16 protein-coding genes, 1 tRNA gene and 1 riboswitch are annotated in these 16,242 nt (G+C 45.8%); of the genes, 13 read left to right on the top strand and 4 right to left on the bottom strand.

Going from position 1 to position 16,242, the window contains the following annotated elements; all coding sequences use genetic code 11:
• Positions 1-195 precede the first annotated feature (195 nt).
• From NSQ20_RS10665 to NSQ20_RS10690, 6 genes are all read left to right on the top strand, one after another.
• Positions 196-1,893 (top strand): RsmB/NOP family class I SAM-dependent RNA methyltransferase, encoded by a 1,698-nt coding sequence (locus NSQ20_RS10665; protein WP_340032410.1) that lies wholly within the window; start codon positions 196-198, stop codon positions 1,891-1,893.
• Entirely contained in the window at positions 1,890-2,636 is a 747-nt protein-coding gene (locus tag NSQ20_RS10670; RefSeq protein WP_036609628.1) for a pseudouridine synthase, read from the top strand. The genes NSQ20_RS10665 and NSQ20_RS10670 overlap by 4 nt, the downstream gene beginning before the upstream one ends.
• Before the next feature lie 224 nt (positions 2,637-2,860).
• Complete coding sequence (locus NSQ20_RS10675) at positions 2,861-3,664, top strand: Cof-type HAD-IIB family hydrolase (protein WP_340032411.1); 804 nt, start codon at positions 2,861-2,863, stop codon at positions 3,662-3,664.
• Positions 3,665-3,761: 97 nt separating this feature from the next.
• Positions 3,762-4,802 carry a hypothetical protein gene (locus NSQ20_RS10680; protein WP_340032412.1) on the top strand — a complete coding sequence of 347 codons (1,041 nt, stop codon included), beginning with the start codon at positions 3,762-3,764 and terminating at the stop codon, positions 4,800-4,802.
• Positions 4,803-4,908: 106 nt separating this feature from the next.
• Complete coding sequence (locus NSQ20_RS10685; protein ID WP_340033016.1) at positions 4,909-5,457, top strand: GNAT family N-acetyltransferase; 549 nt, start codon at positions 4,909-4,911, stop codon at positions 5,455-5,457.
• Positions 5,458-5,650: 193 nt separating this feature from the next.
• A complete protein-coding gene (locus NSQ20_RS10690) occupies positions 5,651-6,781 on the top strand; it encodes a glycosyltransferase family 4 protein (RefSeq protein WP_036609621.1) in 1,131 nt (376 codons plus the stop codon).
• 135 nt (positions 6,782-6,916) lie between these two features.
• Here the strand turns inward: NSQ20_RS10690 and NSQ20_RS10695 are convergent, their stop codons facing one another.
• Positions 6,917-7,972: a membrane protein gene (locus NSQ20_RS10695; RefSeq protein WP_036609619.1), complete on the bottom strand. Its 1,056-nt coding sequence runs from the start codon at positions 7,970-7,972 to the stop codon at positions 6,917-6,919.
• A gap of 204 nt (positions 7,973-8,176) precedes the next feature.
• Between NSQ20_RS10695 and NSQ20_RS10700 the strand changes: the two genes are divergently transcribed.
• The 4 genes from NSQ20_RS10700 (at position 8,177) to NSQ20_RS10715 (ending at position 9,994) form a co-directional block, all read left to right on the top strand.
• Positions 8,177-8,758, top strand: a complete 582-nt coding sequence (locus tag NSQ20_RS10700; RefSeq protein ID WP_339286395.1) for a xanthine phosphoribosyltransferase — start codon at positions 8,177-8,179, stop codon at positions 8,756-8,758.
• 97 nt (positions 8,759-8,855) lie between these two features.
• The gene (locus tag NSQ20_RS10705; RefSeq protein WP_036609615.1) at positions 8,856-9,185 is read left to right on the top strand and encodes a hypothetical protein; all 330 of its coding nucleotides are present in this window, start codon (positions 8,856-8,858) and stop codon (positions 9,183-9,185) included.
• Positions 9,186-9,304: 119 nt separating this feature from the next.
• Positions 9,305-9,523, top strand: coding sequence for a hypothetical protein (locus NSQ20_RS10710; protein WP_036609613.1), 219 nt, complete (start codon positions 9,305-9,307; stop codon positions 9,521-9,523).
• Positions 9,524-9,664: 141 nt separating this feature from the next.
• On the top strand, positions 9,665-9,994 hold the full coding sequence (locus NSQ20_RS10715) for a carboxymuconolactone decarboxylase family protein (RefSeq protein ID WP_017689352.1): 330 nt from the start codon (positions 9,665-9,667) through the stop codon (positions 9,992-9,994).
• 73 nt (positions 9,995-10,067) lie between these two features.
• Here the strand turns inward: NSQ20_RS10715 and NSQ20_RS10720 are convergent, their stop codons facing one another.
• Positions 10,068-10,532: a C40 family peptidase gene (locus NSQ20_RS10720; protein ID WP_036609611.1), complete on the bottom strand. Its 465-nt coding sequence runs from the start codon at positions 10,530-10,532 to the stop codon at positions 10,068-10,070.
• A 5-nt stretch (positions 10,533-10,537) separates the two neighbouring features.
• Positions 10,538-10,669, bottom strand: a riboswitch (cyclic di-AMP (ydaO/yuaA leader).
• 418 nt (positions 10,670-11,087) lie between these two features.
• Here NSQ20_RS10720 and pelA point away from each other — a divergent pair.
• Both pelA and NSQ20_RS10730 read left to right on the top strand, forming a co-directional pair.
• Positions 11,088-12,050, top strand: coding sequence for a pectate lyase (gene pelA / locus NSQ20_RS10725; protein ID WP_036670167.1), 963 nt, complete (start codon positions 11,088-11,090; stop codon positions 12,048-12,050).
• A gap of 176 nt (positions 12,051-12,226) precedes the next feature.
• A tRNA-Leu gene (locus NSQ20_RS10730) sits at positions 12,227-12,310 on the top strand.
• A 145-nt stretch (positions 12,311-12,455) separates the two neighbouring features.
• On the opposite strand, the gene NSQ20_RS10735 is transcribed toward NSQ20_RS10730, so the two are convergent.
• Positions 12,456-14,141 carry a carbohydrate-binding protein gene (locus tag NSQ20_RS10735; protein WP_155985056.1) on the bottom strand — a complete coding sequence of 562 codons (1,686 nt, stop codon included), beginning with the start codon at positions 14,139-14,141 and terminating at the stop codon, positions 12,456-12,458.
• A 415-nt stretch (positions 14,142-14,556) separates the two neighbouring features.
• Between NSQ20_RS10735 and NSQ20_RS10740 the strand changes: the two genes are divergently transcribed.
• Positions 14,557-15,396, top strand: coding sequence for a divergent polysaccharide deacetylase family protein (locus NSQ20_RS10740; RefSeq protein WP_081745918.1), 840 nt, complete (start codon positions 14,557-14,559; stop codon positions 15,394-15,396).
• On the opposite strand, the gene NSQ20_RS10745 is transcribed toward NSQ20_RS10740, so the two are convergent.
• Entirely contained in the window at positions 15,371-16,117 is a 747-nt protein-coding gene (locus NSQ20_RS10745) for an N-acetylmuramoyl-L-alanine amidase (RefSeq protein ID WP_036609607.1), read from the bottom strand. The two genes, NSQ20_RS10740 and NSQ20_RS10745, sit on opposite strands and share 26 nt — an antisense overlap.
• Positions 16,118-16,242: the final 125 nt, after the last annotated feature.

Here is a 16,242-nt window from a genome sequence, read left to right on the forward strand (position 1 = left end):
AATATAGTTTGGGCAAAAATAAAGGTTGGGATAATATGCATAAACACCCGAATTTTTGCTCAGGAATCAATCTACTTGCCATTATACTACATTACACGCTGTAGTGGAATAGATACGATATGATAGGAAAGCAAAGCTTGGATATGATAAAATAAAACGATATTGCAATCTTACCAAGACAGGATGAGTGGGAATATGGGTGTAAAGTTACCTTTGATATTTGCTGAGCGAATGAAAAGTTTGCTGGGTGATGAGTTTGAACAATTTATGAAATCTTATGAACAGTCTCCTCATGCGGGACTGAGAGTGAATACGCTAAAAATATCGATGGAACAATTCGATGAGATTGCTCCGTTTGATCTAAGACCTATTCCGTGGTGTGAGACCGGATTCTATGTACCTCATGGTGTTAAACCGGGGCTGCACCCTTATTATCATGCAGGCTTGTATTATATACAGGAACCAAGTGCAATGGCTCCAGTTGAATTATTGCAGGTGGAGCCTGGAGATCGCGTGCTTGATCTATGTGCTGCTCCGGGAGGGAAAACAACACAGATTGCTGCAAAGCTGCAGGGCAAGGGTGTACTTGTCACGAACGATATCCATGCTGAACGCACCAAAGCGCTGGCCAAGAACGTGGAATTGTACGGGGTGCGTAACGCGGTTGTTTTGAATGAGTCGCCAGAGCGGATCGCAAATGCATTTCCTCATTATTTTGACAAAGTATTAATTGATGCGCCTTGCTCAGGTGAAGGCATGTTCCGCAAGGATGAAGACATGGTGAAATCGTGGGAACATCATTCGGTGGAAAAATGTGTGCTCATGCAGCGGGATATCTTGGAGACTGCGGCACGGTTGCTGGCCCCGGGAGGAACCATCGTATATTCGACATGTACCTTTGCGCCGGAGGAAAATGAAGCGATGATTGCGGAGTTCCTGAATGTAAACCGTGATTTCGTAGTAATGGACATTCCTGAAGAGACAGGGTTCGCTCCAGGACGTCCGGAATGGGTACGTCAGATGATGCCAGAGAAGGCAGAAGAGACGGAAGCTGTACTGGATCAAACGCGTGGCACCGCAAGATTGTGGCCTCACCTTTTGGAAGGAGAGGGACATTATGTCGCTGTATTGCAGCATCGTGCAGGGCAAGAAGTAGAAACAGATCAACCTGGAGTAGTTAAAGAAGGAGCAATGGAGTATGGGCAGGTCGTGGATGTGTCCAGGATTGAAGTAGAGGGGAACAAGGATCACTCTATTGCTGCTTCTTCAATTGCTATAACCAAGGCTGATCGTAAAAAGGAACGTTTATTGCGAATCGAATCCCGAGAGTCCCATGACAGACAGGCTGGCGGCGGCAAGAATTCGGGTAAACAGGGCAAAAAAGGTAAAGATCACGGTGGTCGTAAATCGGAACGGGGTCATGGACGCGGAGCTGATTCGGCAAGTATTGATCCCGTTGCGATCTACAGTCAGTTTATGAAAGAACAATTGGAGATTGAGTTAACTGGAGAGACGGTATGTTATGGAGATCGGGTGTATCAATCATCGGTTGGTGCAGCTCGATTGGAGGGACTGAAAGTCATTCGTCCAGGCTGGTTTGTGGGAACGATCAAGAATGGACGATTTGTTCCGTCCCATCCGCTTGCGTGTGCTCTGAATGCATCTGAAGCACGGCGAAGCGTAAATCTGTCATCCGCTGATGGCGAAGCCGTGAGATACCTCAAGGGCGAAACGTTAAATATTGAAGAAGAACGAGTGGTACTCAAGGCGGATACGTTTGCCAGGGGGTACGTTCTTGTATGTGTAGATGGTTATGCCGCTGGCTGGGGAAAATGGCTTGATGGTGTACTGAAGAATGAATATCCGGCAGGCTGGAGGTGGACATCGGTATGAGTGGAAAAGGCAAACAAACGTTGCGTCTGGACAAAATATTAAGCCATATGGGTGTGGGAACACGAAGTGAACTCAAAAAGATGGTGAAACAAGGCAGAATCCATGTGGACGGCAAAGCGGTGAAAGACAGTGGTGTACAGGTGAATCCCGAGGTCAACGTCATTGAAGCTGATGGGGAGCGGATTGTGTATCGGGAGATGATCTATCTGATGTTGCATAAACCTCCGGGTGTTGTGTCTGCTACCGAGGACAACAGAGATAAGACGGTACTGGATCTACTGCGCAAAGAGGATCGGGTGTTCAATCCTTTTCCTGTGGGACGACTGGATAAGGATACGGAGGGACTGCTCATTCTTACGAATGACGGTCCACTTGCCCATGATCTGTTATCTCCACGCAAGCATGTGCCCAAAACCTATGAAGCCCGTGTGCTGGGAAACGTGGATGAAGCGGATGTGCAACGTTTCAAGGCCGGCATTCAATTGGATGACGGGTACGAGACATTACCTGCTCAGCTGACTATACTCGGTCAGGAAGAGACGGAAGAAGGTACGATCTCGTCGATCTCGCTTATTATTCACGAAGGGAAGTTTCACCAAGTGAAACGTATGTTTCAGGCGGTAGGCAAGCGTGTGGTCTATCTGAAACGCGTAGCCATGGGTGAGCTGGAACTAGCTTCCGATCTTGCGATCGGAAGCTATCGTGAACTAACCGCAGATGAGTTGAGCCTTCTGCGGAAGTAAAAGCTCCCGACCTTCGCGAAGCAGAGCAGGGAGTGGTGGAGGGAAGCGAAGCCCCGATACTAACCGCCGAAGGCGAAAAAGCTCCCGCTCTTCACGAAGTGAAGCAGGGAGTTGAGGAGGGAAGCGAAGCCCCGATACTAAACGCCGAAGGCGGAAAAAGCTGCCCTCCCTCGGAAGGGAGGGTTTGGGTGGGTGCGACTACTAACAGATGAGGATGAAGCCAGATGACTTATAAATTAATTGCACTTGATGTAGATGGAACATTGCTGAATGATCATCATGAACTTACCGAATGGACTCAGGAGACCTTGATCCAAGCTTCCCGTCAGGGAGCAGAGATTGTCCTGTGTTCAGGTAGAGGTCCTGCCAACACGATTCCTTTTATGGAGCAGATGGGACTGGATGGATATGTGATTACGCATAACGGCGCCGTTACCGCGCAAGTCGATACCCGTGAGGTAGTTCATCATTTTGCATTAGATGGACAAGGACTGGAGCCGATTATATCCTACTGTCGAGCCAATGGAGTACATTTTGACATCAATACGGCATTTGGTCTGTATGTGGATCAACCGGAAGGTTTGGGGTTGCAGGTACGTGAGATGTATTACAACTTTATGGCTGAGCCGCTGAAGTTACCCAAGTGGGTTGACATGACAGAACCGCTGGCGAAGTTCACTGCATTTGGTCCGATTAAACAGATGGATGCAGTACTTCAGGAATGGTCTACTTGGAATCTGCCTTATTATATGACACGGAGTGGTGACTTTTTTATTGATCTGATGCATCCCGAAGCGTCCAAAGGCGCTGCACTTAAAAGGCTTGCTGAATCGAAAGGAATCATGCCTTCGGAGATTATGGCGATTGGCAACTACTTCAATGATATTACGATGCTGACTTTTGCGGGAAAAGGCATTGCCATGGATAATTCACCGGACGAGGTGAAAGCTGCTGCGGACGAGGTTACACTCTCCAATAACGAGCAGGGTGTGGCACACGCAATCCAAAAATATGTGTTATCCGTCTAACCCTACATCTTATACTTAAAATGCACGCTTTCCTCATAATCTACCGTCCTCAGGGGCATCCTAAGAGAATAACGTTAGGAATGGAGGAGGACACGTGATGAATTATGATGTGGAATTGGTTGCAGACCTGCGGACATCAGGTGGAGAAGTACAGGACGTGATGGTCAATGGTCAATATGCAGGCTCACTGTTCCTTGTGTATAGAGAAGGAGATCGTTTATCAGGTAGTCTTCAGATCGAGCAGGAGTCTCTGCCAGATGATACAGAGCAACGTATCGTGGAAAAAGTACATGCCTATGTCCGATCTCTTGCAGATGCGTTGGAAGCTGCGTATTATGAAGTGCTGGTTAGTTGTGGCTCATTACATACGGTTCTGCATATGCCTGAGTCAGAGACAGTGTGGCCGTCTGAAGAGATGAATCATGACGAAGGCAGCTATGACGATATAGACAGCAGTGGAAGTAAGGTAATCCCTGTTTCACAAGCCGAATCGTTTACATATGAAGATCGGGATCAGGTTCTGGAGATGGAAATGGTAAGCGCAGGACGCAGCATATCGACGTATATATTCAATGATGTCGAAGGGCAGGAACTAGCAGAAGCTTCCTTAAAACAATATGGCGCTGATGTACAAGGTGAAATACACTGGTATGACGAGCCGGAAGAGAATCAATTGGAAGCTGCGGCAGAGTTACTTGTCAGAGAGCTGGATGAAGATATCATCGATACGATTACAATCCGCATGTGGCATCAGGGCAACGAACTCGAGACGCTAGAGTGGGTACATCGCGATTTCTCCGAGGAATTTGAGGATACCGATGAATCGGATCTGGATGAGTTGGAAGCTGCTGAAGAAACATGTTATGTCATGCTGAAGCGTAAGGATCGGGAGTTCCGGGTATATGAGCTGTTTCTTCAGGAACGAGGTGGATTGCCTGTGGGAACAGCAACAATAGACACTTCTCATTCCGATCTGACGGGATACATTGATTACGAGGTTCCTGGTACCAGCATTCAGCGAAAGAGCCTGGTCGAAGTGTTGATGCAGGAGTTGGACAAGGAAATGGAGTTTGACACCTTGCATCTGACGATGTTGTATCGAAATCAGATTATTGATGAAGCCAGAATAGATGGGTAAAGGGCAACCGCCTTTTACCTTTTTTTGTTCTCGTTTTGACGAAAAATCCATTTCCCGGTATAGTACCATTAGTTTAAAAGAGATCAGGAAGCGGAGGAGAACAATGATGCACTCATTCAGGATCAGTAGCGAATATATTAACTATGGTTTTCAAGCGGTTCAGGCGAAGCCGGAAGATATGGAGGATGTGATGTCGCTGCTGGTGGAGACAGCCGAATGGTTACAGAGCCAAGGTTCTTCCCAATGGAACGCTTTGCTTAAAGGTGAAGATTCACATGATACGGCAGGGGCGATTCGGCGTGGGGATGTGTTTGTATTTAAAAAAGGGGCGGACGTAGCGGGGATGGTCATCCTTTTGGTTCAGCCAAGTCCTTGGGATATTCATCTTTGGGGTTCAAAAGCTCATGCCGAGGATGGCGCAATTTATCTGCATCGGCTAGCGATTCGAAGAAAATATGCTCAGAGCGGTTTAGGACGGTCCATTTTGCAATGGTCCAGCAGCGGGATACATTTTAAAGGCAAACATACTGTTCGGTTAGATTGCGGAGCGAGCAATGCTACGTTGAACGCCTTTTACGCGCGGAACGGGTATACTTTTTTGGGAGTGACCGATGGTTACAGTACATATGAGAAGCCCGTGGAGCCACTGAGCTGAGAATTCTGACGATCCTATGAATATGTTGACGACAACCGCAAGCGATGGACTGCTGAATTAAAGCTTTTGCTTCTGATGGGGACGTTTCATGAATATGTTGTATATACGAGTTATCGTAATATAGATGTTCCGGCTTCCCTATGTCATAATGGATAGTAGAGCAGTACGTAAGTTAGAAAGGGGGAAACTAACGGTGAAATTGCTGCAGGCGCTTTTCTTTCCTCCGGAGCAGCCCGGAGGTGTATCCTCTATGATTCCGTATATGCAAGAGAGATTTACAACCCCGAGGTGGGAAATGGATCTGTTCTCGTTGCCAAAGCGAATTCGCAATAAGGGCAGAGAGGAAGTTCAGTTCGAAACGTTTGACTGGACTGAATATCAGGATAGTCCTGTTGTCCAAAAATATATTCAAACATATCGTGATTATCTTTGGTGGACCAAACTGCGAATTCAGAAGCCCTATGATCTGATCCATGCCCACCACCCAATTGCAGGACTTGCGATGAAAACAGTTTTCCCGGATACACCCCTCATTCAGACGATTCACTCCAGTTATGAACGAGAATTAATCCTTAATGGACGCATTGAAACGGATGGACCGGAGCATCGATTCCTGCTTGCGATATATGGTGAGCTGGAACACCAGGCAGAGCGCCTCTTGACGGTGTCGGATTCGTTCCGTCGTTATCTCGCTCCCTACGTGAAGGAACCTGATGTCATCGGTGTGATTCCCAATGGATTTGATGAGAAGCGCTTTAAGCCGATCCCTCATGATAATGCGATACCACAGCTGGTCACGGTATGTCGACTTGTTCCGGCAAAAGGGTTGGATATTCTTTTCAAAGCTTGTGCGGAACTGAAGGGCCGAGGTCATGATTATGTGTTACATATTATTGGAGATGGACCGATTCGTCCTGACCTGGAAGAATTGGCGCAGCGATTGGGGATCTATAATGAGACCATCTTCTATGGTTACACACTGCACCCTGAGGAATTCATGCCATTCTTTGATATTTTTGTACTTCCTTCACGGGCAGAAGCATTTGGTTCCGTCTTTGCTGAAGCGGCGCTGAGTTGTCTTGCCCTTGTGGGTACGGATGTAGGTGGTATACCGGAACAGATCGAGAACGGTAGTAATGGGTTGCTTGTACCGGCAGAAGATCCTTCTGCATTAGCTGAAGCGCTTGAAAAGGTGATGCTGGACCCCGCTTATCGTTATGAACTTGCCCGTTCAGCGTGTGAAAAAGCCAAGACACATTACTCGCTCGGTAGATCAGTCAATGAGTTGAAAAAGATGTATCTACAGTTTCCTAGCCAAGCCTAAAACGTAGTGCAAAAAGTGCGAGCCGCTGTGATAAACAGCGGCTTTTTATCATGTTTAAGGAAAGAGTACCCGCGGTGAATTGTGGTTAGAAGGCAAACGGATGCTCATATTCATGAAATACATGGACCGTGAGATTTATATATTGTTGCGTTTACGAAAGGTGCCCCAGCGGTTCAGTACCAATTTGGCAGCCCAGATTAATGCCATAGTTCCAAAGATGGGGTAAAGGATGGACAGCAGGGAACTGAATCCAAACTGGCTGAGTGAGTAACACAATAGCATAATGGTTAATGTAATGAAACGGGGATGGACACGTATATGTTGTCTCAGTTGCAAGGTCATTCCATAGATATCGGCTACAAAGGTAGTGAATATTTCCATGAAAATAAGGGATACATATACAGATTGCACTGCCCATCCAAGTTGAAAGGCAATGCTGCCCATCGGGATTTCGAATTGGATGATGCCGGGCATCTGAGCTGACATGGCAAAATGAGCTGCCATCAGCATGAAACCAACGCCAATTCCACCCAATACTCCACCCCACTTCAGCACATTCCGACTACGAATCTGGTTACCTACAGGCACAAGAACAGCTTGAGCCAACACCAGATTGAATGAAGTATACAATAGTGGAGACAGCCACACTTGAATAGGGTTTGAGTCTGTCGTCAGTGTGATGAATCGGGAAGCACCTGGATGATGGATCGTACTGGTGATCATGAGCAGAGATAACAGGAGCATCATGGGCACAACGATGCTATTCATTTGTAGGATGGCTTGAATGCCCCGACCGAGAAGCAGATATGTCCCTACAAGTGTGACGATCAGACCTGTCTGATAATGCAAACCCAGATGCTCGACAAAAACGGAGCCTGCTCCGGCAAGCATGACACTGTTCACGCCAATGAGAATGAGAAGGGTCACCCAGGTGATCCATTTGCCCGCCTTATGGCCGAATAAATGTTTGTTCAGATCCTCATAAGAGCGGGACCCGGTATCGTGAGCGATCAGCATCATTTTGGTACCTAACCAGACAAAGAGCATGGTGGATAAGCCTATGGTGATGGTGGCCCATTTGCCATACTGGGTAAAAAACTGCAAAATTTCCTGCCCTGTAGCGAAGCCGGCTCCAACAACCGTTCCAATGTATGTAAATGCGATCTGCAGCACCCGAAATGCCTGTTTCATGTGTTTCCCCTCTCAGGCCCCTGTATAGTTTGGACATGCGGGTACCATGGTACAAGGTATGCTTGACCCACGAAAGTCATGACAATCGATAATGAGCTTTGGTTTGAAATGCGTCCCAAGGACAGCGTCAAGGCAATTTCGCTTGAACTTATAGATAGATATATGATACTTTTACCTCATAGGATAGGCTTGGGAGGTCAAATCATGGAATTATTGAAACAACGAATTTTACAAGAAGGTGTGGTTATCTCGGATCAAGTATTAAAGCTGGATGGTCTGTTGAACCACCAGATTGATCCTGCATTAACGATGGAGATGGGACGTGAGTTCGCTGCCCGTTTTCGTGAAAGTGGAGTAACTCGGGTAATCACGGTAGAATCCTCAGGGATTCCGGTTGCGTTTGCCGTAGCCTATGAACTGGGGGTGCCCCTTGTATTCGCCCGTCGCAAAAAAACACTTCTGGCTGATCCTGATGCTTACTGTGAACGTGTACCGTCCTTTACCAAAGGAATTGTAACTGACATTATGGTATCCCGCGAGTTCATTCATGAGAATGACCGCATTTTGTTCATTGATGATATCATTGCCAATGGAGATGCCGCTCGTGGCGTCATCAAAATTATCGAGCGTTCTGGCGCGGAACTCGTCGGATTCGGCGTTGTGGTCGAGAAAAGTTTCCAGGCAGGGGCACGCACGATTCGTGAACAGGGTATTCCGGTGGAAGCCTTGGTACGCATTCGTTCCCTGAACGATGGAACAGTACAATTTGACGATAACGAAATGTGACATTTTAAAGGAATAGGGCCTATTTTTTGAACTATGCCTTTGCATGACCGCCGATTTCATTTATAATGGGGTTATGTTAGGGAGAGGAGGCAACACCATGGGGAACCAACCGGCAACAGAACAATTTTTTAATGATAAGCTGGCGGAATCGAAAGTTCATTTTGAACGTGCCCTGGATTGTAAACATACGGAATTCGATGACCTTTATCCCTATATGATTGAACATCCTCAATTTTTCTGGTACAAACGCTATGTTGCCTGGTCAGAATTACTGACGATTGTAGGCTTGTGCGAAGAGTTGTCCTTCTCTTGGAAAGAACAATTTACACCGCATCAAGTGGAGTACCTTGAAGAACGTGTGATGTCCGCCAAAGTGCTTGATTTTTGGTTCGAGAAGAACGACAGCAAAGAGCACGCGCAGCGGTAACTTTCAGTCGGGACATAATTTCGAATGACATGACAGTCCAATACAGTCACGTGAGACCTAAATGACTTTTCATTTAGGTCTCTTTTTGTAAATAAATTTGAAATATAGGAGCCATGAAGATGATTAGTGATACAGAATTGGACGCCCTGCGTCTGTCAGGTGAGAAAGTTAGAGTCGTACGGGACGAGCTGGAATCGAACGACGTGAAAGGGATTGTGGTTGCCTGGGATGGCGAGCAGGTACTTATCCGTCGTCAGAATCGACGTGTCGTTAAGCTGGACCGAGGTTACAGCTATCAGCTGTTCAGCGAGCCGCGCCAGAGTCCACTTAGTGAGTAACAGCTGATAATTATGGCAGGGCCATGAGCTTTAAATGTTTGGAATTACCATGATTTCTTGGCATAATTGGCTCACTCGGGAGAGAAGATAGGTACAGTGAGGAAGATCTGTAACTATAGCCGAGAGGGTGTGCTACAAGCCATGACATTGATGAATGATAAAGTTCATGCCTACAAGGATCAGATTGGAGCATTAAGCGATGTGCTGCCAGGTGTGGTGAAGTCGTATCATGAGTTTACCGGAGAATGTTTCCAACCTGGTGTGATTGATGCGAAGACAAAACAGCTAATTGCGCTTGGCATTGGATTATTCGCCAACAATGAGGTATGTACCTTCTACCATGTAGAAGAAGCCCGTGCTAAGGGCGCAACAGATCAGGAGATTATGGAGACCGTAGCCGTGGCTGGAGCTGTTGGTGGAGGACATGCCCTGTCTCAGGGTGCGATGCGAGTGCAGAAGGCGCTGCATTAGTAAGCAATGCAACATACATTTTTAAGTGCAAAAAAGGCATCCGGTTAATAACCGATGCCTTTTTGTATGTGAATCACATTTTACCTAACATTTTATCATACATAAACTGTCCAGTTACCCGACGTGCTGTTACATAACGATCATTGAAGTATGGATTCGATAACTTCGTGATGCTTACACCTTTACTGCTGGAGGCATGAGCGAATTGTCCGCCGCCGATATATACACCTGTATGTGAAATGCCTTTGCCTGTTGTATTAAAGAACACCAGATCACCTGTTCGAACATTGCTCTTGGATACGGGAGTACCTGCTTTGGCTTGCTGCTGCGAAGTACGTGGTAATTCAATGCTGTATTTGTTGAAAAGATATCTCATAAAACCAGAACAGTCGAAGCCGGCTACAGTAGTGCCACCCCATTTGTAAGGAATACCTGTCATGTTGTTCACTACGGAGTTGATACTGCTTGCCTCTGTGCTTGTTGCCCCGGATGTAAATAATACAGCTGCTCCAAAAATGGAGATAATCAGTTTTTTCAAAATCAATGTTCTCCCTTCGATGCCTACGGAGTTAGCTAAGGGTTCGGTAGAAGGTTCCCTATATTTCCTATGTATAAGAATAATTCACCCAAATTGGTTCCCCCGTTTTCAAACATGAAACTCGGCAATGAATAATTAAGTTTTTGTAACTATTTGAAACTATATTGCATAAATGCGTAATTGTCAAACCCATTTAAAACCCTTCGTAATACCTCAATGTTAGCGGAATTAAGGTTTTTATATGAAAGAAGGGATCAAGTTTGGGTATCATTCATGACAAAAACGTCATTATTGGTTCGTTTAAGACGAATTTGGATAAATAAATAGGTTTGTCATGAGTTAAAAGAACTATCCCGTTATGTAGAATTAGAGAGATTATATTCATTAAGTTGCATATATTGACAAAAATCGATTTTTTGCATATTATCTGATTATACAATCCACATATTGGATGAAAATTGATTTTATTATGCGATAAATACAAATAAAGGAGGTTTGGGGCGTATATCATACGTAAAGTAGAAGTGGAAGATTTATAAAAACGAACATAGGAGAGTGTTACATTTGAAAGCGAAGAAAATAATTACTTTTGTCCTGGCATGTACGATGGTGTTCTCAGTAGTTGGAATGGCAGTTCTCCCTGTAGGGACGGTATCTGCTGCAGATGCGTCGGGTACTACAGCGAGTATTTCTGATATTTTGAAGAACCAGCTACCGGATGGAGGTTGGAGAAAAGATTATAAACAGACAAGTGGAGAGTGGGCAAAGTCCACGATAGACAACAAGGCTACATACTCAGAAATTAGAAGATTGGCGAAGGAATTTAAAAAGACGAATGATCCGCGTTACTCCACAGCTGCAATCAAAGGAATTAACTTTTTGATCAACATGCAGTATTCAAACGGCGGGTGGCCACAAGTTTACCAAAGCTCCGGATACCACAAGCACATCACTTACAATGATGATGCCATGATTAATGTAATGATCATGCTGGATGAAGTAGCGGCACGCAAAGGTGATTTCTCATTTATCGACAGTACACTTGCTAACCGCAGTAAAAATTCAGTTGCCAAAGGTGTGGAGGCGATTCTGAATACACAGGTCGTTTCAGGTGGTAAGCTGACAGCATGGGGACAACAACATGATTCCAGCTCTCTTAAACCAGCGAGCGCAAGAATCTACGAAGTGCCATCGCTGACAGCTGGAGAGAGTGTAACGATTGTTAAATTTCTGAAAACCAGACCTGCTAACGCTAAAATTACCGCATCCATTAAAGGAGCGGAGGCTTGGTTTAACAAAGTGAAAATTACGGGTTACAAGTATGAAAGAGCTAATGGAGATAGTAAAATTATCGCTGATTCCAAAGCTGCACCAATTTGGGCACGCTTCTATGAGATCGGAACGGATAAACCAATCTTTATTGGTCGTGACGGGGTAGTTAAATACAAATTAAGTGATATTGATAAAGAAAGAAGAGGCGGTTATGCATGGTATGGCAACTGGCCTTCCAAGCTGTAATTTGTAGTATGCTTCCGTATTAATGAACCAAACTATTAGCAACAGTTAAAGGTAAGGCCCGAATCGACATGGACGTCTGATTCGGGCTTTATTGTTATTATTTTCAGTGTTGACATGATAGATTACGCATGATATATTATTTCTTGTCGCCGATATGGATGACGAAGATACAATATGCGGTCGTGGCGGAATTGGCAGACGCGCACGGTTCAGGTCCGTGTGGGCTAACCCCCGTGGAGGTTCGAGTCCTCTCGACCGCATCTAATAAAAAGACTCCTTAAGCTAACGCTTAAGGAGTCTTTTTTTGCATTTTTTGATATAACACTAACTTTAGTGATGAGTATTCAAGAGGTTAGTGCTTAGCTGCACGTACAGCAAATGTCTTCCATCAGCCATACGGAACGTTTATTGTGCTGCGGTAACATTAACGCTGTCAATATTCGGTCCTTCCGATCCGGTGGTAACCACTTTCAATGTATTGGTCCCCGTGTTCATGGGGACCTGTATTGTTTTTTCAACCCAAGTGGACCAGCTTCCCGTAGCGGGAAAGGGCTCGTTGCTGATGACTTTGGTTCCGTTCACAAAAATGTCGAGGTTCCGAGTGCCGCTTTCCAGCGCATAACGAAACTTTACGTTTTTGGTACCTGTTGTCGTGTTATTAATGCCGTTCCATTGAATGGCTGAACCAGTCATCGCATTGAAGTTAACATACCCGGAGCCAGTGTAACCGGGGTAGATTGTTTCAATGGCAGCTTCCGTAAGTGACGTTCCGGTCTCGGCTTCATACGTCGTGCCACTGCCTGTATTCCCGCCGCTATTTCCGCCAGTAACGTTGGCAACAAACGTTGTTACGCTCTGAGGCGGGAGCTGTGCCGTGAAGGCTCCATTGGATACGTTAAGCGAGGTTCCGCTTGCCAGGTTTCGACTGCTGTCCGTAATCCATGAGGACACAGTAGAGGCATTACCATTTTGCAGAACGAATTTTTGGCTTGTGGCTGAAGTTCCACGGTTAATTGCCACGACGACGACTTTGTTATCACCTTTATAGGCTGAGACAAATGTGTTCGTATCCGGATTTTTCGTTGCATCGACTCGCAGGTAGCCTGGACGCACGAATTTAGAGAAATGAGCCATATTATACCCGCGTTTGCTTATGGTACCGTCCTCTTTCATCGGACCATACTGTCTGCGGATGTACCACCACACGTAGGCCTGGAAATCACCTTCTACCATGGCATTGTGCATGTGATAGGAAACGTCTAATGCTTCAGGCCAGCGGTCTGCTGAGTTGTTGTCACTGTTTGGAACATACACTTCAGTCATCCACAGTTCTTTACCGGCTCCTTTTTGCTTAAAGAGAGGGTAGGCAAAATTCGAAATCTGGGTTCCATACGTATGTGCTCCCAGAATGTCCATGTTGGCAAGTGCCTGCGGATCATTCAGGATTGGGTCGGATATGTTCTTTAAGTACTGGAAGGATTCAGGCGCCATGACTTTGGTACCTTGGATGGACCCGGCATTTTCTTTCATGAATCGAAGGATCTCTTGTGGAGTCCACCAAGTCCAGTCATGAGCATAATCCGGTTCGTTTTGTACAGAAATGGCATACAGATCTACGCCGTTATTTTTCATGTAGGTTACAAAGTCGTTCAGATGTTGCGCATATGCGGTATATTTGTCGTATTTCAGACGTTTGGCATTTGTGTCCCCATTGCGGTTGAATGTTTCAACCATGCTGCTTGGAGGATTCCATGGGGATGCAAATACAATAGCACCCTTTTCGATAGCCCGTTTGGCTGTGGCAACTTCACGATACCAGTTATTGGAATCTGGATCAACGTAGATCCTGAGAATGGAGAAGCCTAATTGATTCTGGTCATTACCAAAAGCAGTTTCACGTTGAGCGGGAGTCAGATCACCAATCCAGGCAGGAAGGTTAATGCCCCCAAAGCCCTTGATCAGCTGTTTTTCCGAGGACAAATTAATGTTGGCATCGCTGGCTGCTGACACATTTGTCGGGGTTAACATCAAAGGCAGGGCTGTTAAACAGGCCAAAAGAACATTAATCGTCTTTTTTAGTTTGAATTTCACTACTTTCATCCTCCTCGATAATAGTAAGTTACATAGAGAAACCGCAACCAGGAATAACAAACAAGAATAGCGGATTGTCTGGCATTTATTTTATGTAAACCCTTTCAAAACCTCCTTCCATAAATCATAGGATAGAATTGAAGCATAGAACCTCTTTCATTTGTTGATTCTACTAAAAAATTCCTAAACTGAAAACCTGACAAATTACAGTATTTTTTCTAATTAATCTCTATTTTCTAACTATTCAATGACAGTTCTTGTCTGAATGCAAAAGGGAAAACTGGAATGATGGGGGATTCGCTTGAGATAGAGGTCTTCAATGGGCGGGGGTATGATCATTAAGGAAGGCTTTGGCTTACATATTCCTCCCTTCATTATCAAACAATGAGATCACAGAAGTTACGGGGAGGGAATCATGATGAAGGTACAGAGAAAGAATTATCGATTCATTGCAGGTATCATGGCATTATTGATTGTGTTTTACGCAGGCATATCGGCAGGAGGGCCTACAGCGGCAGCTTCAGAGTCCACATCGAATCACAAACGGTTAGCGATTATCATCGATGATGTTGGTAATGACATGAAGGGTACGGCAGAGATCCTGGCGATGCCAGTCAAACTGACGGTAGCGGTTATGCCTTTTTTACCAACAACGAAGAAAGATGCGATGGCTGCACATGAAAAGGGAATGGATGTGATTGTGCACATGCCCATGGAACCCAAGAAAGGACGACCTGAATGGCTGGGCCCGGGTGCAATCACATCCAATCTAACAGATGAAGAAGTCCGCTCACGCGTGGAGAAAGCGATTGATGATGTGCCCCACGCCATTGGCATGAACAATCATATGGGTTCCAAAATTACTTCGGACAAACGCATCATGTCCATTGTGCTCGATGTATGCAAGGAGCGGGGTCTCTTCTTTGTAGACAGTCGTACGAACTTTCGCTCCGTGGTGGGGGAACTGGCCATATCCAAAAACATGCCACCTGTAGGTAATGACATTTTCCTGGATGATCAAAACTCCAAGCAACACATTCGCAAGCAACTGGATCTGGCTGCTCAGCGTGCGATCGACAAGGATATCTGTGTTGTCATTGGTCATGTCGGTCATTCGGGGATGAACACATCCGCAGTAATTCGTGAATCCGTCTCCCGTCTGCAAAATCAGGTCCAATTTGTAGGGATTGGTGATCTGGTTCGAGATGTGTGGCAATGGCAGTCTGCTCCTACACTACCGACAGATAATAAATAATGCCATTGGCAATGGACTGGGCGATTCGTTTTTGCTCAGCGGGGTCATTCATTCTGGCTCGATCTGCCGCATTGCTCAAAAATCCGGTTTCGACGATGACGGCAGGTTGCTTCACGTAATTCAATATATAAAAGGGCTTGCCCCATACAACCCCGTGCTCCGTTTCGTACAACTTGTTCATGGCATCCTGAATGGATTGGGCCAGCAAATAACTCCTGCCTTCTTTCTGGTGCAGTACCACCGGGCCGTGTGCTGTCGATCGGGGACTCCAGTTCGCATGAATGCTGACCACGATATCTGTACTTACTTCTTCGCTAAGGCTTTTACGTTGAGCAAGATCTCTGGTATGACGGGAGCGGCTGTTCAGCCAGCGGTTCTCATCACTAAGTGCATAATCACCAAGTCGATTGATGATAACGGCATAACCTTTGCTGCGAAGCAGGAGATAGACCTTTTGGCTAATGGCCAGGTTGATATCTTTTTCCAGCACACCTTGGGCTGACGTACCACCGTCAATACCCCCATGGCCTACGTCGAGCAGGATAACGGGTGCTGCAAAGGCATGATGACTTGAGCGATAAGCATCTCCATCGGTCACTGGTAGCATGGATGGACTGTTCTGGGACGGGGCTGCTTTTCCATGCGCGACATGGTGGGGCAGGATGGGAAGACAATGGAAGCTAATGAGCAAGGCCACCGAAGCGGTCAGTAGCTTATACATGGGAATACACACTCCTTCATGAAATAGGTACCGGATGCAGATTAAAGACTGTATGGATACCTTTGGCATTAGACTGTGCATTTTGAGGGTTTTCATACTCCTTTCAATAAAAAAATGTTTAACCA

It is taken from the genome of Paenibacillus sp. FSL K6-1122, assembly GCF_037977015.1.
Classification (GTDB): Bacteria; Bacillota; Bacilli; order Paenibacillales; family Paenibacillaceae; genus Paenibacillus; species Paenibacillus amylolyticus.

What these genes read in the sequence shown, in the direction of transcription:
- NSQ20_RS10665 (WP_340032410.1), top strand. Translation starts at nt 196, where the DNA reads ATGGGTGTAAAGTTACCTTTGATATTTGCTGAGCGAATGAAAAGTTTG.
- NSQ20_RS10695 (WP_036609619.1), bottom strand. Translation starts at nt 7,972, where the DNA reads ATGAAACAGGCATTTCGGGTGCTGCAGATCGCATTTACATACATTGGA.
- NSQ20_RS10715 (WP_017689352.1), top strand. Translation starts at nt 9,665, where the DNA reads ATGACATTGATGAATGATAAAGTTCATGCCTACAAGGATCAGATTGGA.
- NSQ20_RS10710 (WP_036609613.1), top strand. Translation starts at nt 9,305, where the DNA reads ATGATTAGTGATACAGAATTGGACGCCCTGCGTCTGTCAGGTGAGAAA.
- NSQ20_RS10670 (WP_036609628.1), top strand. Translation starts at nt 1,890, where the DNA reads ATGAGTGGAAAAGGCAAACAAACGTTGCGTCTGGACAAAATATTAAGC.
- NSQ20_RS10700 (WP_339286395.1), top strand. Translation starts at nt 8,177, where the DNA reads ATGGAATTATTGAAACAACGAATTTTACAAGAAGGTGTGGTTATCTCG.
- NSQ20_RS10675 (WP_340032411.1), top strand. Translation starts at nt 2,861, where the DNA reads ATGACTTATAAATTAATTGCACTTGATGTAGATGGAACATTGCTGAAT.
- NSQ20_RS10680 (WP_340032412.1), top strand. Translation starts at nt 3,762, where the DNA reads ATGAATTATGATGTGGAATTGGTTGCAGACCTGCGGACATCAGGTGGA.
- NSQ20_RS10705 (WP_036609615.1), top strand. Translation starts at nt 8,856, where the DNA reads ATGGGGAACCAACCGGCAACAGAACAATTTTTTAATGATAAGCTGGCG.
- NSQ20_RS10685 (WP_340033016.1), top strand. Translation starts at nt 4,909, where the DNA reads ATGCACTCATTCAGGATCAGTAGCGAATATATTAACTATGGTTTTCAA.
- NSQ20_RS10740 (WP_081745918.1), top strand. Translation starts at nt 14,557, where the DNA reads ATGATGAAGGTACAGAGAAAGAATTATCGATTCATTGCAGGTATCATG.
- NSQ20_RS10745 (WP_036609607.1), bottom strand. Translation starts at nt 16,117, where the DNA reads ATGTATAAGCTACTGACCGCTTCGGTGGCCTTGCTCATTAGCTTCCAT.